The organism is Acidimicrobiales bacterium (assembly GCA_036270875.1).
Taxonomy (GTDB): domain Bacteria; phylum Actinomycetota; class Acidimicrobiia; order Acidimicrobiales; family AC-9; genus AC-9.
Window position 1 is genome coordinate 17,716 of record DATBBR010000143.1, and the last position, 16,309, is coordinate 34,024.

Below are 16,309 nucleotides of genomic sequence, written 5' to 3' on the forward strand. Positions count from 1 at the left end.
ATGCACGATAGCCCGGTCAGGCCCGAGAACCGCCTCGGAGGCCGAGCAACGGGCGTGCCGGCCGCGGCGCCGGCCATGGCGCCGGCCCAGCACCGGCCACCCGGCGAGCAGCAGTTACGCTCGCCCTCCGTGGTGCACGCCTTCGTACTCATCGAAGCCGAGCTGGCCCAGGTCGCCGACCTGGCCGAGGCCCTGGCCGACGTCGACGGTGTCGCCGAGGTCTACTCGGTGGCCAGCGACGACGCCGACCTCGTGGCGATCATCCGCGTCCGCCGTCACGAGGACCTGGCCGAGGTCGTGACCCGACGGATCGCCGCCCTCGGTGGGATCCGTAGCACCAGCACCATGGTGGCGTTCAAGTCCTACAGCCGCCACGACCTCGAAGCCATGTGGGATCTCGGTCCCGCCTGAAGCGGGCACACCTCATCGCTGGGCCGCGGTCGTCGAGACCTCGACCAGACGCGCCAGCACCGCGGCGGCCCGGCCGTCGTCGATGACAGCGGCCGCCCGGTCGACACCGGCCCGGAGATCCTCGGCCAGTCCGGCCACCACCATCGCCGCCGCCGCGTTGAGAACCGTGATGTCGCGATGCGGCCCATGCTCGCCGTCGAGAACGCGTCTGACCGTGACCGCGTTGTCCGCCGCGCCGCCACCGCGCAGCGACCCGAGGTCGCACCGCGCCAGCCCGAGCGCCGACGGGTCGATGACGTGGGCGCGCACCTCGACCGCGCCCGCGTCGTCCACATCGAGGTCGAGCACGCTCGATTCACCCGTCGTCGACAGCTCGTCGAGGCCGTCGTGGCCGTAGACGATCATGGCCCGCCTGGCCCCGTTGGCCTGGAGAACGCCGAGCATCTTCTCGGCCATGCCTGGGTCGCTGACCCCAACCACCTGGTATTGAGCCCGAGCAGGGTTGGCGAGGGGACCGAGGAAGTTGAACACCGTGGGCACTCCCAGCTCGCGCCGCACTGGTATCGCGTGGCGCATGGCCGGGTGGAACCGCGGGGCGAAGCAGAATCCCATCCCCGCTTCCTCGATGCACCGGCGCACGCCCTGGGGTCCGAGGTCGATCACGACACCCAGTGCTTCGAGCACGTCGGCCGATCCACTGGCGGACGAGGCGGCGCGACCGCCGTGCTTGCAGACCCGGGCACCGGCCCCGGCCACGACCAACGCGGCCAGGGTCGAGACGTTGATGCTCTGGCTGCGGTCCCCGCCCGTGCCACAGGTGTCGACGAGCTTGCCCGGCACGTCCAGCGGTTCGGCCAGCTCGAGCATGGCCCGGACCAGGCCCGCCATCTCCTCGACGGTCTCACCCTTGATGCGCAACGCGGTGACGAATGCCGCCACCTGAGCCGGCGTGGCCCCGCCGACGAGGATGTCACCAAGGGCAGCGGCCGCCTCGTCGGCGCTGAGATCCTGATGGGCCATGAGCCGGCCCAGGACGGCGGGCCAGCCCCCGATCGCCTCCAGGCCGCTCGGTTGCTGGATGCTGGGCTCGCCAGCGTTCGGCGCCGAGGCGCTCAGTCCCACCACAGGTCGCGCTCCAGCACGCCGCGGGCGATGAGGCCCAGCTGGACCTCCGACGTGCCCTCGACGATCGTGAGCTGTCGCGCGTCCCGGTAGTAGAGCTCGGTGAGGTGGTCCTTCATGTACCCGGCCGCGCCGAGCAGCTGCACGGCGAGCCCCGACGCCCGAACGGCCAGCTCGGTCGCGTGGTACTTCGCCATCGACAGGTACGGGACCCACTCCTTGGTGAACCGGCCCTGGTCGGCCAGCCACGCCGCTCGGTAGGTGAGCAGGCGGGCGGCCTCGATGTCGATGGCGAGCTTGGCGATCTCCCACTGGACCCCTTGGAAGCTGCCGACCGTCGTACCGAACGCCTCCCGACCCTGTACGTACTCGGTGGCGTACATGAGCGCCCCCTCGGCCAGGCCGATGCCTCGGGCTGCCACGATGGGGCGCATGGAGTTGAGGCCGAGCATCGCGAGACGAAAGCCACCCACCTCGCCGACCACGTTCTCCGCCGGCACGCGAGCACCGTCCAGGAGCAGCTCGCCGGTATCTATGCCCCGCAGGCCCATCTTGCGATCTCGGCGGCCCACCTCGACGCCGTCCCACGCCCGCTCGACGATGAACGCGGTGATCGAGTCGTGGCGCCGGCTGGCAACGTCGCCGGTCTTGGCGAACACCGTGTACCAGTCGGCTTCGGCGACGCCCGACATCCAGCACTTGACGCCGTCCAGGACCCACCCGCCGGCGCGGTCGGGATCGGGCAGCGCCCGGGTGCGCATCCCCATCACGTCGCTGCCGGCCTGCGGCTCGGACAGCCCGAAGGCGGCGCGACGACTGCCGTCCGCGATCCCGGGTAGGTACCGACGCTTCTGATCGTCGGATCCGGCGATGAGGACGGGCCCGGTCGGCAACCTGGTCAAGAGGAGCATCAGGGCCGCCGTGTTGGAGTACTTGGCGACCTCCTCGATGGCCACGGTCAGGCCCGTGATCCCCGCTCCGGAGCCCCCCAGCTCGGTCGGGATGCACAGCCCCAGCAGCCCGGCGGCGGCGAACACCTCGAAGAGGTCCTGCGGGTACTCGCCGGTGTCGTCGATCTCTCTGGCTCGGGGGCGGACCTTGTCCTGGGAGAGACGCCGGACGGTGGCCTGTAGCTCGATCAACTCCTCGGACAGCTCGAAGTCCATGGCCAGAGGCTACCCAGGGGCCCGCCCCCTGTAGCCCGGGCCGCGACGTCCCGACGTGGCGGAGCCGACCCCTCCCCGGCCCGCTATGCCGTCTTGCGCCGGTGTCGGATGATTCGGCGGCGCTCGCGCTCGGTGGCGCCGCCCCACACGCCGTCTCGCTCGCGATTCGCCAAGGCGTGCTCGAGGCACGGCTGACGCACCGGACAGATGCCACAGATCGCCTTCGCCTCCTCGGCCTCCTCGTCTGAGGGCGGATAGAAGACGTCTGGGTCAATGCCCCGGCACGCAGCATGCTGACGCCAGGAGTGTCTCATGTGGGGATTCAATCCTCCGCTGTGGGCTCTGCACCATGCTGTTACCCGCGCCTCGCCACACTTACGCAGGCGATCCACGGGCCCCAGCCGTGGGACTCCGAGTATCTATCAACATCGGAGCGGGAGTCCATTCTTTCGAGGCGCCCGGCGCCGATCCCTGCCCGCTCTGGCTGTCCGCCACCCAGTCGCCTGGTGGGCGCGACGCTCGGTCGGCGGGCGCTATGGCAAGCTCGGGGCCGGATCTCGATGGCCGCCTCCCCCACCCCCCCGCCGCCGACCCGCTTCGATCGAGCTCACGCCCTCGATCGACTCGGTGACGAGCCCTTCGACGTGCTCGTCGTGGGCGGCGGCATCACGGGGGCCGGCGTGGCGCTCGACTCCGCCGCCCGGGGCCTGAAGACGGCGCTCGTCGAACGGGCCGACTTCGCGGGGGGCACCTCCTCGAAGTCCTCCAAGCTGGTCCACGGTGGCCTGCGCTATCTCCAGCAGCGTGAGGTGCGCCTGGTCTACGAGAACCTGGCTGAGCGCCAGCGGCTTCTGCACAACGCCCCGCACCTGGTCGCTCCCCTGCCGTTCCTCATCCCCCTCTTCGGGTCGGACGGAGTCGTCAACCGGGCCGTCTCCCGCGCCTACTCGAGCGCCCTCTGGCTCTACGACCTGACGGGTGGCCTCAGGATCGGTCGGCGGCACCGACGCATCGGCGTCGAGGAAGCCCTCGCCCACGTGCCGACACTCCGTACCGATCGCCTGGTTGCCGGCTTCATCTACTACGACGCCCGGACCGACGATGCCCGCCTCACCCTCGCCATCGCTCGCACGGCGGTGCTCGACCACGGGGCCGTGGCGGCCAACTACGCCCCGGTCACGGCCCTGCTCAAGGAGGATGGACGGGTCCGAGGTGCCCGCCTGGACGTCGATGGTGCGGATCCCGTCGAGGTCCGGGCGTCGGCGGTCGTGAACGCCACCGGCGTGTGGGCAGACCGTGTCCGGGCCCTCGACGAAGGCGCGGATCCCCACTCCATCCGGCCCGCCAAGGGCGTGCACATCTCCGTCAGCAGGGACAAGCTGCCCTGCGACATCGCCGCCGTGCTGCCGGTGCCGAGCGACCGGCGCTCGGTGTTCGTCGTGCCGTGGGGCGACGATGTCTACATCGGGACGACCGACACCGACTACTCGGGGCCGCTCGACGATCCCCGCTGCGAGGCCGAGGATGTCGAGTACGTGCTCCGGGCGGTCAACTCGTGGGTGACTCGACCACTCACTCCGGCGGACGTGACTGGCGTATGGGCCGGACTGCGGCCCCTCCTCGCCGATCCCGGCGGCCGGGGCTCCCGCCGTGCTCGCACCGCCGACCTCTCCCGCCGCCACCAGGTGTCGGTCTCGCCGTCCGGCCTCATCAGCGTCACGGGCGGCAAGCTCACGACCTACCGCAAGATGGCGGCCGACACCGTCGACGAGGTGGTCGAGGTGCTCGGCCGCGGGCGGAGACGGAGCCCGACCGGGTCGATGCCGCTTCGAGGCGCCGCCGGCACGGCAGAGCTCCGCCAGGATGGGGCCTCGGGGCGGCTCGGGGTCGACCAGCCCGTCGTCGACCACCTGGTCGGGCGGTACGGAGGCGAGGCCCGCACCGTGCTCGCCATGGTGCACGGCGACCCGGCCATGGGGGCGCCGATGGTGGAGGGATTGCCCTACCTACGGGCGGAGGCGGTGTACGGGGCGCGCTACGAGATGGCGCACACGCTCGAGGACGTCCTCAGCCGTCGCACCCGCGCCACGCTGCGCGACGAGGAGGCGACGGCGGACGCCGCGGCCGACGTCGCCGATCTCCTCGCCCCCGAGCTGGGCTGGAGCCCGGCCGAGGCCGAGCAGCAGGTGACGGGCTTTCGGGAGTCGGTGAACGGCGACCTCGCCGCGGCTCGCCTGGCTCGCCACCACGCCGGCCGCCAGGGCGCCTGATCGTGGCCGGCCGGGCCGTGCCCGTCGCGCCGATCGACATCGACGCGCCACCGTCGGGGATCCGCTACCGGTTCGCGGACGGTGGCGTCGATGTCGACATCGGGCTCCTGGAGCGTCTGCGGAGCGTGTGCGACCAGGTCGACACGGACGAGGCGTCGCGTGTGGACGCCGGGCGGGACTGGTGGCCCCTTTCCATCGTGTGGGCCACCGCGGGCACGGTGCCCGCCCGGCCGGCGGCCGTCGTCCGTCCGACCGACGCCGCCCAGGTCGCGGCAGTGCTGGCCCTATGCAACGAGTCCCGGGTGCCGGTGACCCCGGTCGCCGGTCGCAGCGGGGTGTGTGGGGCGAGCCTCCCCGTCTTCGGCGGCGTGAGCCTCGATCTGTGCGAGCTGAGGGGCGTGCACTCGGTCGACGATGCCTCGTTGGTCGCCGACGTGGACGCCGGCACCTTCGGCGTGGACCTCGAGGCCGAGCTCCGCTCGAGCTACGGCGTCACGCTCGGGCACTGGCCCCAGTCGGTGGAGCTGTCGACGGTCGGAGGGTGGCTCGCATGCCGCTCCGCCGGTCAGTACTCGACCCGGTACGGCAAGATCGAGGACATGGTGGTCGGGCTGGACGTCGCCCTGGCGGACGGTCGCGTCGTGCACACCGGCGGATGGCCCCGCGCCGCCGTCGGGCCGGACCTCACCCAGCTGTTCGTCGGCAGCGAGGGCACGATGGGGGTCATCACCAGGAGCCAGCTGCGGGTCCATCCGGTCCCGGCGGAGGAACGACGCCTGGCACTCGGCTTCCCCTCGTTCGCCGAAGGCCTCGATGCCTGCCGGCGCATCCTGCGACGGGGGGCGACCCCAGCCGTGCTTCGTCTGTACGACGAGGTGGAGTCTGCCCGCACGTTCGATGCCGACGACACCTGTGTGCTCGTCGTGCTGGACGAAGGAGACCCGGTCCTCATCGATGCGACCGCCCAGGTCGTGACGCAGGAATGCACCACGGCCGGGCCCCTCGGGGTGTCGTTCGTCGAGCGCTGGCTGGCGCACCGCAACGACGTGTCCGCCCTCGGAGCCCTCGCCCGTCGACACATCGTGGTCGACACGATCGAGATCGCGGCCCGATGGTCGGCGCTCCTCCCGATCTACGACGACGCCGTCTCCCGGCTGAGGTCGATGGACGGGACGCTGGCCGCCTCCGCCCACCAGTCACACGCCTACACCGACGGCGCCTGCCTCTACTTCACCTTCGCCGGGCAGGGCCCGGAGCCCGACGACCTCGAGTGGGCTGAGCGCTATTACGCCGAGGCCTGGCGCGCCGTGATGGAGGCCACGACCGCGCATGGCGGCGCCATCAGCCACCACCACGGGGTGGGTCTCAACCGGGCCCGCTTCCTCGCACCCGCTCTGGGCCCCGCCTTCGGGACCCTCACGGACCTCAAGGCGGCCGTCGACCCCCACGGCATCCTCAACCCGGGCAAGCTGGGACTGCCCTCGCCGTTCGGTGGTGCGGTATGGCCCTGACCCGACCCTCGCTGGAGGCCCGCACCGTGGGCGGAGCGGCGCTGGCCATCCTGGCCGTGGCCCTGCCCGTCGTCCTGGCCATCGAAGCGGTGAAGGGCGACGATCTCGCCGGAGAAGAGTCGTCGATCTGGGCCCTCGGCGCCCTCGCGGTGGTGGCCGCCTTCGTGATCGGTGGCGGGATTGCCGGTGCCCGCCGCCCGGAGACGGCCATCGGCCACAGCGTGGCCGCCGCCGCACTCGCCTTCCTCGTGCTGGTCGTGATCGCCATCGTGCGGCGCCTGGTGGATGGCGCCGGGCTGTCGGCGGCCGTCGGCGCCAGCTTCGTTCTGCTCGCAGTCGTCTGCCTGTCCATGGGGATTCTCGGTGGCTATCTCGCCATGCGGGTCCGGACCCACCAGGCCGGTCGCCGGTCCGGCTCGAGACCGTGAGCATCCTGGTCGTCGACGTCGGCACCAGCGGGGTGCGGGCGGCGGTCGTCCGGCCCGACGGCGCCGTCGAGCACGTGCGGCACCGCCCGGTCCTGCCGACATCGCCCGCCCCTGGCTTCGTGGAGTTCGACGCCCGGGAGATGGCCGACGCCGCCCTTGCCGTCGCTCAGGAGACCCTGGATGCCCTGGGCCCGGGTGGCGGCGTGGACGGCGTAGGGATCGCCAACCAGCGAGCCTCCACCATCGTGTGGGACCGCGCCACCGGCAAACCGGTCGGTCCCGGGATCGGGTGGCAGGACCTGCGTACGGTCGGGATGTGTCTGGCCCTCCAGAGCCAGGGCCTCCGGCTGGCGCCCAACGTCTCGGCGACCAAGGCGGCGATGCTCCTCGACCTCGCCGATCCCGACCGGACGGCCGATCTGTGCGTGGGGACGGTCGACTCATGGATTGCGTGGACGCTGTCGGCTGGTCGGCTGCACGTGACCGACGCGACCAATGCGGGGGTCACCGGGCTGCTGCACGCGGACGCCTCGGGCTGGGCTCCCCAGGTGCTCGACGCCCTGCGCATCCCGGAGGCGGCGCTGCCGACCATCGTCGACTCGTCGGGCATCGTGGGCGAGGCGGCGGCGCTGCCGGGGTCCCCGCCGATCGCGGGCATAGCCGGAGACCAGCAGGCGTCGCTGGTGGGCCAGGGCGCCACCCGCCGGGGTCTGGCGAAAATCACCTTCGGCACCGGCGGCATGCTCGACCTGTGCGTAGGGCCCGAGCGACCGACGTTCGAGGCTCGGGGTCCGGACGGCACCTTCCCCATCGTCGCCTGGCGCCGCCAGGGCAGGCTCACCTGGGGCCTCGAGGCCGTCATCTTGTCGGCCGGCACCGCCGTAGAGTGGCTGCGCGACGACCTGGGGCTCATCGCCTCCGCCGAGGAGTCCGACCGCGTCGCCGCGGCGTGCGCCGATACCGGCGACGTGTGGTTCGTCCCTGCGCTGTTGGGCCTGGGCACGCCGGTCTGGGACTTCGGCGCCCGCGGCACGCTCGTCGGCGTCACGCGGGGGACGGGGCGGGCCGAGGTCGTCCGGGCCGTACTGGAGGGCGTCGCCCACCGGGGCGCCGACCTGGTCGAGGCGGCCGAGGCCGACGGCGACACCACCATCGCCTCGCTCAGAGTCGACGGCGGCATGAGCGCGAACGGCACCTTCGTGCAGGCCCTCGCCGATGCCGCGGCCCGACCGGTCGAGGTTTCTCCGGTGCTCGAGGCGACGACGTTGGGCGCCGCCTACCTGGCCGGGCTGGCCCTGGGGACGTGGGCCGACGAGGACGAGCTCGCCTCCCGCTGGTCGCCGGCGCGCGTCGTCGAGCCGGTACGACGTGTCGACCGCGACCGGTGGCGGGCGGCCCGCCAACGATCCCTGGCCACGGTTCCCGAGCTGTCCGGTCTCAACTTCTGAGCCCGGCGCCAGCCCGGCCGAGGGGTCAGATCAGGTGCGCCGTGGCGCGCCGGCCGGGCAGCTTGACGACCTCGACGGCGGAGGGAAGCTGCTCCTTGATGTCGCTGGCGTGGGTGACGACCACGACCTGGCGGAACCTCCCCCGCAGGCGTTCCAGGGCCAGCAGCATGCGCTCCTTGCGATCCTCGTCGAGCGGCCCGAAGACCTCGTCGAGTACCAGCAGGCCCACGGCGCCGCCGGACTGGAACCGCACCTGCTCGCTGATCGCCACGCGAAGCGACAGGTTCGCCAAGTCGGTCTCGGAGCCGGAGAAGCGGTCCATGCCGTGGACCACGCCCTGGTCGCAGATCTGGATCTCGTAGGTCTCGGGATCCACCTTCAGCAGGTCGTACTCGTGGTCGGTGAGCTCGGCGAACAGCTCGGCGGCCTGGGCCGACAGGCGCGGGCCGGCCGTGGCCACCACCGAGTTGCGGAAGCTGCTCAGCAGCTCCGCCAGCCGCCCGAGGTGACGAACCTCCTCGCCCAAGTCGTCGACCACAGCATGCTGCTCGTTGGCCTCCGCCAGCCGCTTGCCCTCGGACTCGGCGTGCGCCCGAGCGCGCTCAGCCACCAGGCTGGCCCGGCGAGAATCGGCCGCCGCCGAAGACGACTTTGCCAACGCCTCTTCACGGGCCTGATGGGCCGCCGCCAGCTCGTCGGCCGAATGCGCGAGGTCGGCGACCTGCTGGCGCAACCCCGCCAGGCGCTGGTCGGTCTCCGCCACCACCGCTCGTGCCGCCGCCAGCTCCGTGGTCGCCACCTGGCGCCGCTCCAGGCGGCCGTTCAGGCGGGCGCACTCGGCGACCGCGGCCCGTCCCGCTCTCACCGCACTCCTGAGGTCGCCGACGAGCCGGGACAGGAGCGTGCCGTCGACCACCGGTTCGGTGGAGGTGGCGTCGAGCGGGCGGGCGACGGCCGGAAGCAGGCTGGTCACTGGCGTCCGCCATGCTCCTCCCGACTCCGCGACGACCTTCTCCAGCGAGGCGATGGCCGCCTCGACGTCCGAGACGGCCGCTTCACGTCGCTCCAGGACGCGCTCCCACCGCTCCCAGTGCTCACGGGCGGACCGCAACTGCTGGCGGAGCTCGTTGGCGCGCCGGTCGGCCTCCCGAGCCCGAGCCCCGGCTTCGGCCTGCCGGCCTTCCAGGTCGACCACCGCGTTCTCGGCCTCGGCCAGCTCAGCGGCCCGGTGGCGCTGGACCCGCTCGAACGAGCCGCCCAGGGGCTGGCCGCAGGTGGGGCAGTGCTCCTCTCCTGACAGCCGCGACGTGCGGGCCACCGCCTGCTGGGCCCGTTCCCGCTCGGCCCTCGCCCCGGCTAGGCGCCCGTCCAGCTCCGCCGCCTCGGATCGAGATCGGTCGGCTCCCGCGCGGGCATCCTCAGTGGCCTGCTCGTTCGGAACGTCGGGACGGACCGGGAGCCGGACGGCTGCCAGCGCCTCGTGGGCCCGCACGACCGACTCGACCAGGCTGAGCACCTCCTCGGACGGGCCCAATCCCGCGGCCACGGGCTGCAGCTCTGCCAGCTTCCCAGCGGCGCCCTCGAGCTCGACCAGCTCGTGACCCAGCTCGTCCGCCCGGCCCTGGGCAGCATCGTGCTCGGCCCGCACCGACCGCCCGCGCTCGACGAGGAGATCGTGTTGCTGCCGAACGGCCTCTCGGCGCTCACACTCGACCCGTGCCGCGTCGAGGTCCGCGGCCGCTTCCTCGGCAGCCGTCTCGGCAGCCCGGCCGTCTCGATCGGCGGCCTCGGCGGCCGCCTCCGCTTCGGCGAGCCCGACGCGGAGCCGATCGAGATCGGGGACCATCTGGCGCAAGCGCTGCAGCTGGTCGTCGGCCAGCCGGGCATCCCGGCGAGCCCGGTCACGGGCGATCTCGAGGGGGGTGATGCCCAGGAGCTGGAGCACGAGCCGGCGCCGGTCCGCCGGGCTCTGCTCACTGAAGGCCGACAGCTGCTTCTGCTCGGCGAACACCGAGGCACGAAAGGCGGCGTCGTCCATCCCGAGCACGGAATGGACGTAGCGGGTCGTGTCCCGAGCGCCCTCCGCCACCTGCAGGCGATCGCAGTAGGCCTCGGCCTTGACGGCGTGGTTGGCGCCGGAGATCGTTCTTCGCACCAGATACAGGTGGTCCTCGTGCTCGAGCTCCACCTCGACGACGCATTCGGCCCCGACGCCCGAGGTCCGGACCTCGTCCTTGGTCGTGCGGCTCCGTCCGTAGAGGGCGAAGGGGATCGATTCGACGAGAGCCGACTTCCCCGCCCCATTGGGTCCGTAGACACCGACCAGCCCGCCGGGCAGCTCGAGCTCGACGGGGTCCTCGAACGTCCGGTAGTTGCGCAGGTACAGGCGGGTGATCCTCACGCCCCCGCCTCCTCCACGGCGCGGGCCAGGTACTCGGCTCCAGTCCGGTCGATGCGCTCCCGATCGAATCCGGTCAGGTCCTGGCCGGCGACGTAGCGAGCCCACCGCGCCGGCATCGACTCCAGGTCGACCGCCTCGACCTCGGCGCTCACCCCCGCGAAACGGGGCTCGAGCTTGCACCACAGGGCGCCACGGTGGGCCTCCCGGACGGCGTCGGTATCCAGCAGCCGGTACGCCTCGGGGTCGACGCCGTCGATGAACAACCGGGCCACCGCCCCATCGGGCACCGTCGACACCCGGGCCAGCACGGCCTCCTCCACCTCGCGGGGCCCGAGACCGAGCGCCTCCACCGTCTCCAGGGTGACGAGCGGTCGCTGGCTCTCGACGGGCACATGGCGGCACTCGCCCGAGTCGGTGTCGAGCAGGACGATCCCCTTGGGCCGCTGCGGGTCGTCGGCGAAGGAGAACGTCTCGGTCGATCCCGCGTACCACATGCCCGGTCGCACCGTCGTGTGGATGTGGAAGTGGCCGAGCAGCACCAGGTCGGCCCGGATGCGGCCCGCGTCCACCTCGATCTCGTTGATGTCGGCATACCGGGGCTCGACCTGGGGAACGCGGGGATGGGTGAGCAGCAGGTTGGTCCGGTCCAGGCTGCGCTCGGCGTGGGCGCGGTCGAGTGCCGCGAGGGTCGCCTCCACGGTGAGCATCTGGGGTACCGCGTGGACCACCAGGCCGGGAAGCTCGAACCGCTCGTAGGTAAGGCGGTGGGCGAAGTGCATGCCATCGAAGGCGTCGGCCAGGGCCGAGTACGGACTTCCCGTTCCGGGCAGCCGGGGAGTGTCGTGGTTCCCGGTGATGACCACGGCCGCGATGCCGTGCTCGCGGATCCTGGCCAATCCCCGCTGGGCCACTCGGAACGAGCGGTACGTCGGGCGTGGATGGTCGAACACGTCACCCAGCCATACGACCAGGTCCGGCTCCTCGGCCAGCGCGGCGTCGATCGCGACCTCGAACGCGAGCTCGAAGTCTCGCTCGCGCTGGTTGACTCCCTCGGGCGTCGTGACCGGGTAGTAGGAGCGCCCCAAGTGGGCGTCGCCGAGGGCCGCCACGCGCATGATCAGTCCACCAACGCGGCGACGTTGGCCGCGGCCGACGGCCGGGGAGCAGGCGCCGGGTCACAGGCGCGGACCGCGTCGTCGTAGAGGTGAACCATGGCGGGCACGGCGAACGGCGCCTCCAGGTTCACCAACAGGCACTCCCCCGGCATGAGGGTCTGGATCTCGGGACCCAGGCCGGAGAGATCCTGCTTGGAGGAGGCCCGGAGGATACTGCGGTCCTTCTCGTCGGCGAGACCGAGGACGAAGAAGGTGTTGAACTGGCTCAGCAGCTCGTCGTCGAGCAGCTTGGGCTGCTGGGTGATGGCGCACAGGCCGACCTTGAACTTGCGTCCCTCACGGGCCAGGCGGGGGAACACGTTGGACTCGCGGTCCTTGGTGGACCTGAGGACCCGCTGCGCCTCCTCCAGCACGATGGCGACCACCGGCAGTCGCTCGTGGCCCTCGGGGTCGTCGAGATACGCGTTGGACCACTCGTCCATCACCCGGCGGGCGAGGAAGGAGGCGACCAGCACCTCCTCGGTCGAGCCGAGACCGCTCACGTCGACGAGCACCACCCGGCCGCTGCGCAGGTCCCGCAGGACGGCCGCGCCGACCGAGACGGCAGGGTCGGTCGCCACACACGGCAGGTCGACGATGCGGCGAGCCCGGCGGTGCACGACCTGGAGCGTGTTGAGCGCCACCCTGCCGTTCAGCTCGACGTCGCGGAAGCCGGGCAGGTCGTCTAGCTGGGCGAACTCCAGCAACCACGAGAGACCGTCGGCCCGGTACACGCGCTCCAGCTCGAACAGCGCCTCCTCCTGGCTGCGGGACCAGTCGTAAGCAGTGCGGAGGTCGTCGACGCTCAGCTCGGCGAGGCTGACCCGCAGGCTCGTCGTGCCCGGCAGGGACCGGGCTGCATAGGTGCGCAGCGCCTCGGACGCCCAGGGGTGGCGACCCAGTGCGGACCGATATTCTCCGTGAGGATCGACGAGCAGGAGGCCGTAGCGGCCCTGGCGCCGCATCACGGCGCCGGCCAACACCTGCATGAGGTTCGACTTTCCCATGCCGGTGGTGGCGAAGATGCCGACGTGGCTGGCCAGGCTCGCACCAGAGATCCCCACCTCGACGTCGACCTCGGTCTCGCCGCTGCGCAGCTGGCCGATCGCCAGGTCCCCCATGCGGCTGCGCAGGAAGGCGAAGTCCGCCGGCTCGGGGGCGACGACCCGGCTGAACTGGGTGGGCAGGCTCTTGGGCTTGCGGAAGGACCGCCCGTCCGGAGTCACGTAGCCCAGGCACCGGCACTCGGCGACGCGATAGGTGCGTCGCCCGCGGTCGTAGAGGGGATGCGAGTCGGCTGACCCGATCACGTCGTCGGCGAGGAGCGTACCGGCCACCCGCTCGGCCCAACCCGGCTCGCGGTGCTCCGTCCCGTACGTCACGTCGACGACCCGGAACAGGTAGCGCCGTCCCGTCGTGTCGTCGATCCCGACCAGCAGCTCGCCGAGAAACAAGTCCTCGTCCGGCGCGGCGCGGAAGATGCCCTCGAGCACGTTCCGGCCGAACAGGCGGCCCCTCGGACCGGGCATCTCGCTCACGCCCGCTCCATGAGCCGGTGGCGGTCGGCGAAAGCCCGTTCCCGCACCTCCAGGCCGACGCCGGCGTCGTGAAGGTGCTCGTCGAGGGCCAGCCAGGCCTCCTGCCGCACCCAATGGGGACAGGCAGCGAGGCCATCGGCCACGGCCAGCGGGTAGGGATAGCCGGGAAAGGCGGCGTCGTCGGACACAGCGGCAAGGGCGGCGAGTGCAGATTCGGGCGACGTCCCTGCGGGAAGATCGATGCGAAACGAGAAGCGTGCCGCGGGGTCGAGCCGGGCCGCCACCACCTGGACGGCGAGGGGGGACGTGGGCTGCTCTGGCGCCACATCCGGTTGGCTGCTGTCCTCGGCCGGGCGGCTTCTGGCCACCGGCGCCCACCACCGGGCGCCAGGGCCGAGCGCCTCATCGGCCTCCGCCTCGAGCTGTCCCAGCAGGGGCGCACCGCCGCGCGACAGCGACGAGTGCTTGGTCACGCCGACAACCAGGACCCCATGCTGGCGCGCCCGCTCCAGCAGGGCACCGACGTGATCGGACGGGATGCGCCAGTCGGGCCACAGGTCGCCGTCGACCAATACCAGGGCGCCGTCGTCGGCCTCGTCGACGCATCGCTCGACCGCATCCCACTCCCACCGGTCGCGCACCAGGTTGGCGTCCACAGCCGTGTGGGGCGGAAGGGGCAGACCGAGGTGGGCGAGCGCAGCCCGGCTCTCCGCACCTCCGAGCAGATAGGCGCGGAGCGGCTCCGCGTCCTGCTGCTCGCAGACGCCCGCCCGGAACCGCACCCGGGACGTCCTCGTCACCACGACCTGGAGGCATCGGGCGTCGGCCACGACGGCCTGTCCGCCGTCAACGGCCCACACGTCCGAGGGGACAGCACCCTTCGGCAACGGCCGCGGTCGGATCACCGGCTCGATATCGAGGCTCGGCTCACCGGGATCGGCCGGGCCCCCGCCGCCCGTCGTGAGCAGGGTCGCCAACCGGGCCGCGGCTGCCTCGATCGTGCCGGCCTCGATGGCGCCTGTCTCCACGGGCTCGAGGGTCTCAAGAGGGTGTGACACCCAATCCAGCTTACAGCTCTGTAATTACATGACACGGCCGGCGGCCGCGACCCCGTACCTGGTGACGAGCGGCCCGCCACATGGGATCATGGAAGGGACGGTGAGTCGGCCGGGTGGTCGCGGCTCGGGTCCGTTTTTGGCGGACACCGGGTCGAGGAAGGTCGGGGCTCCGCAGGGCAGGGTGCTGGCTAGCCGCCAGTCGGGGCGACCCGCAGGAAAGTGCCACAGAGAACAGACCGCCGATGGCGGGCCTTCGGCCCGCACAGGCAACGGTGAAACGGTGCGGTAAGAGCGCACCAGCGGCCGGGGTGACCCGGCCGGCTTGGTAAACCCCACCCGGAGCAAGGCCAAACGAGGGACATGGTGGCCCGCCGGGCGCCTCAGCAAGGGGCGCCATCCCCAGGTAGGCCGCTCAGATGGATGACCACCACGCCGCGTCGCCCGGAGCGAGGCGGCGGACAGAACCCCGCCTACAGGCCGGCTCACCGTCACCTCTCCCTGTCGAGCGGCCTAATATGGCCCCTGACCTGGGATTTCCTCTTGTCCGCGAGTGGCCGTTGGTGACCGCCAGCGACCGTTTTAGTCCTCAGAGCTGAGGACTTTCTGAGGACCTGAGGACTTATTGCTGGCCTGGGGACACCGGATCAGCGAAGCCGCTTGACGACTACACCCGTGGCATGTCTAGGCGCCGCCGCCGGGCCCGGCCGCGAGATGGCGGTACAGGAGCGGGAGGACGCGCAGGTCCTTCGGCCGGCCCGCTGCTTCCTTCGACCGGATCACGTCGTTGAGATCGGCGATCACAACCTCGACGTCGTCGACCCGGACACGGTGGGCGTGAGCGGCAAGGTCGGGGTAGCCCTGGCTGAAGCCCTCGGGCCGAAAAGAGATGTCGAACTCGCCGTACGGACAGATGAGGTTCCAGACCTGCGAAGCGGCAAGTGACGTCGCGTCGTGGTCGAACTGGAGGCCTTCGGGGACCGCCTCCGTGCGGATCCGGGCGCCAAGGTCCTTCAGGGCGGCCGAGATGCGACCGAGGTTCTCCGGGCTGGCCTCCGGCGTCAGGTCGATGTCCCGAGTAGCGGGGATCGGGACGTGCTGGGCGATCGCCGCGAAGGCGCCGATGACCACGTAGCGGACCCCGTGCTCGTTGAGAACGGAGATGATCGCGGTGGCGTTCAGCTCCGGGGGATCGGCGTCCACTGTGCTGTGCGTCGGATCAACGCACCGGCGTGGCCTGTCGCCACGCCTGCATCTCTCGATCGCGTCGGCTCCGCTCCGTGGGCGAACGCCCCGCTTCCAGAGCTTCAAGCACCTCGTCGTGGGGGTCGAATGGGACGAGCTGCATGCGCAGATCGAAGCCGGCCGCCCTGAGGAGCCGGAGCAGCGTGGCGAGTGTGGGCTGACGGCGGTCCCTCTCGTAGGCCGAGATCATGGTAGGCGGCACCCCCGCCCGCTCGGCTAGCTCCCGTTGGCTGATGCCGGCTCGGAGACGAGCGAGCTGGAGCAGCGCGGCAGCCGTGGAGGGAACCTCCTCATACGACTGTGTCATAACACAATTGTATCATCCATCCAGCCACGGGTGGTTCCGCTCGGGGGACGGCGACGAGCTGAGGACCAGCTGAGGACTGAGGGGTCCCGGGGCCTACAAACCCCCAGCTCAGAGACGTTTTCGAGCTGTTCCCCGCCTACAGGCCGGCTCACCGTCCACAAACCCTTCTAGCTGGGCTTTTGTGGCTCGAGGAAACCCTCAGGCGGCGTGCAGGCCGCGGGAGCAGCGCTCACCAGCCGGATAACGCGTGGCT

At 71.6% G+C, this 16,309-nt stretch carries 14 protein-coding genes and 1 other RNA gene; 6 read left to right on the plus strand and 9 right to left on the minus strand.

Annotated elements, in window-relative coordinates; genetic code table 11:
* On the plus strand, window positions 1-411 hold the full coding sequence (locus tag VH112_13750; GenBank protein ID HEX4541300.1) for an Lrp/AsnC ligand binding domain-containing protein: 411 nt from the start codon (window positions 1-3) through the stop codon (window positions 409-411).
* A gap of 12 nt (window positions 412-423) precedes the next feature.
* Here VH112_13750 and trpD read toward each other — a convergent pair whose 3' ends face one another.
* The 3 genes from trpD to VH112_13765 form a co-directional block, all read right to left on the minus strand.
* The gene (gene trpD / locus VH112_13755) at window positions 424-1,533 is read right to left on the minus strand and encodes an anthranilate phosphoribosyltransferase (protein ID HEX4541301.1); all 1,110 of its coding nucleotides are present in this window, start codon (window positions 1,531-1,533) and stop codon (window positions 424-426) included.
* Window positions 1,524-2,699: an acyl-CoA dehydrogenase family protein gene (locus VH112_13760; GenBank protein HEX4541302.1), complete on the minus strand. Its 1,176-nt coding sequence runs from the start codon at window positions 2,697-2,699 to the stop codon at window positions 1,524-1,526. The genes trpD and VH112_13760 overlap by 10 nt, the downstream gene beginning before the upstream one ends.
* Window positions 2,700-2,782: 83 nt before the next feature.
* Window positions 2,783-3,013, minus strand: coding sequence for a WhiB family transcriptional regulator (locus tag VH112_13765; protein ID HEX4541303.1), 231 nt, complete (start codon window positions 3,011-3,013; stop codon window positions 2,783-2,785).
* A gap of 192 nt (window positions 3,014-3,205) precedes the next feature.
* On the opposite strand from VH112_13765, the gene VH112_13770 reads away from it, so the two are divergent.
* From VH112_13770 to VH112_13785, 4 genes are read left to right on the plus strand one after another with little or no spacing between them, the layout of a single operon-like run.
* The gene (locus VH112_13770; GenBank protein HEX4541304.1) at window positions 3,206-4,969 is read left to right on the plus strand and encodes a glycerol-3-phosphate dehydrogenase/oxidase; all 1,764 of its coding nucleotides are present in this window, start codon (window positions 3,206-3,208) and stop codon (window positions 4,967-4,969) included.
* Window positions 4,970-4,971: 2 nt separating this feature from the next.
* Window positions 4,972-6,480 carry an FAD-binding oxidoreductase gene (locus VH112_13775; GenBank protein ID HEX4541305.1) on the plus strand — a complete coding sequence of 503 codons (1,509 nt, stop codon included), beginning with the start codon at window positions 4,972-4,974 and terminating at the stop codon, window positions 6,478-6,480.
* Window positions 6,471-6,908, plus strand: coding sequence for a hypothetical protein (locus tag VH112_13780; GenBank protein ID HEX4541306.1), 438 nt, complete (start codon window positions 6,471-6,473; stop codon window positions 6,906-6,908). The genes VH112_13775 and VH112_13780 overlap by 10 nt, the downstream gene beginning before the upstream one ends.
* Window positions 6,905-8,356 carry an FGGY family carbohydrate kinase gene (locus VH112_13785; protein HEX4541307.1) on the plus strand — a complete coding sequence of 484 codons (1,452 nt, stop codon included), beginning with the start codon at window positions 6,905-6,907 and terminating at the stop codon, window positions 8,354-8,356. Before VH112_13780 ends, VH112_13785 begins: the two co-directional genes overlap by 4 nt.
* A gap of 25 nt (window positions 8,357-8,381) precedes the next feature.
* On the opposite strand, the gene VH112_13790 is transcribed toward VH112_13785, so the two are convergent.
* Genes VH112_13790 through VH112_13805 form a run of 4 tightly spaced genes read right to left on the minus strand, consistent with a single transcriptional unit; the run spans window position 8,382 to window position 14,507 of the window.
* Window positions 8,382-10,757, minus strand: coding sequence for an SMC family ATPase (locus VH112_13790; protein HEX4541308.1), 2,376 nt, complete (start codon window positions 10,755-10,757; stop codon window positions 8,382-8,384).
* Complete coding sequence (locus VH112_13795) at window positions 10,754-11,872, minus strand: DNA repair exonuclease (protein ID HEX4541309.1); 1,119 nt, start codon at window positions 11,870-11,872, stop codon at window positions 10,754-10,756. The genes VH112_13790 and VH112_13795 overlap by 4 nt, the downstream gene beginning before the upstream one ends.
* Before the next feature lie 2 nt (window positions 11,873-11,874).
* The gene (locus VH112_13800) at window positions 11,875-13,440 is read right to left on the minus strand and encodes an ATP-binding protein (GenBank protein ID HEX4541310.1); all 1,566 of its coding nucleotides are present in this window, start codon (window positions 13,438-13,440) and stop codon (window positions 11,875-11,877) included.
* Window positions 13,441-13,445: 5 nt separating this feature from the next.
* On the minus strand, window positions 13,446-14,507 hold the full coding sequence (locus tag VH112_13805; protein ID HEX4541311.1) for a DNA double-strand break repair nuclease NurA: 1,062 nt from the start codon (window positions 14,505-14,507) through the stop codon (window positions 13,446-13,448).
* A gap of 101 nt (window positions 14,508-14,608) precedes the next feature.
* Here VH112_13805 and rnpB point away from each other — a divergent pair.
* Window positions 14,609-14,996: RNase P RNA component class A (rnpB, locus tag VH112_13810), an RNA gene on the plus strand.
* Between the two features lie 192 nt (window positions 14,997-15,188).
* Here rnpB and VH112_13815 read toward each other — a convergent pair.
* Together VH112_13815 and VH112_13820 are read right to left on the minus strand one after the other, a co-directional pair.
* Window positions 15,189-15,707, minus strand: a complete 519-nt coding sequence (locus tag VH112_13815) for a hypothetical protein (GenBank protein HEX4541312.1) — start codon at window positions 15,705-15,707, stop codon at window positions 15,189-15,191.
* A 16-nt stretch (window positions 15,708-15,723) separates the two neighbouring features.
* Window positions 15,724-16,056 carry a helix-turn-helix transcriptional regulator gene (locus VH112_13820; GenBank protein ID HEX4541313.1) on the minus strand — a complete coding sequence of 111 codons (333 nt, stop codon included), beginning with the start codon at window positions 16,054-16,056 and terminating at the stop codon, window positions 15,724-15,726.
* Between the last annotated feature and the right edge of the window lie 253 nt (window positions 16,057-16,309).

Coding starts and splice junctions, on each gene's coding strand:
- VH112_13795 (HEX4541309.1), bottom strand. CDS start 11,872: ATGCGCGTGGCGGCCCTCGGCGACGCCCACTTGGGGCGCTCCTACTAC.
- VH112_13765 (HEX4541303.1), bottom strand. CDS start 3,013: ATGAGACACTCCTGGCGTCAGCATGCTGCGTGCCGGGGCATTGACCCA.
- VH112_13760 (HEX4541302.1), bottom strand. CDS start 2,699: ATGGACTTCGAGCTGTCCGAGGAGTTGATCGAGCTACAGGCCACCGTC.
- VH112_13820 (HEX4541313.1), bottom strand. CDS start 16,056: ATGACACAGTCGTATGAGGAGGTTCCCTCCACGGCTGCCGCGCTGCTC.
- VH112_13780 (HEX4541306.1), top strand. CDS start 6,471: ATGGCCCTGACCCGACCCTCGCTGGAGGCCCGCACCGTGGGCGGAGCG.
- VH112_13750 (HEX4541300.1), top strand. CDS start 1: ATGCACGATAGCCCGGTCAGGCCCGAGAACCGCCTCGGAGGCCGAGCA.
- VH112_13800 (HEX4541310.1), bottom strand. CDS start 13,440: ATGCCCGGTCCGAGGGGCCGCCTGTTCGGCCGGAACGTGCTCGAGGGC.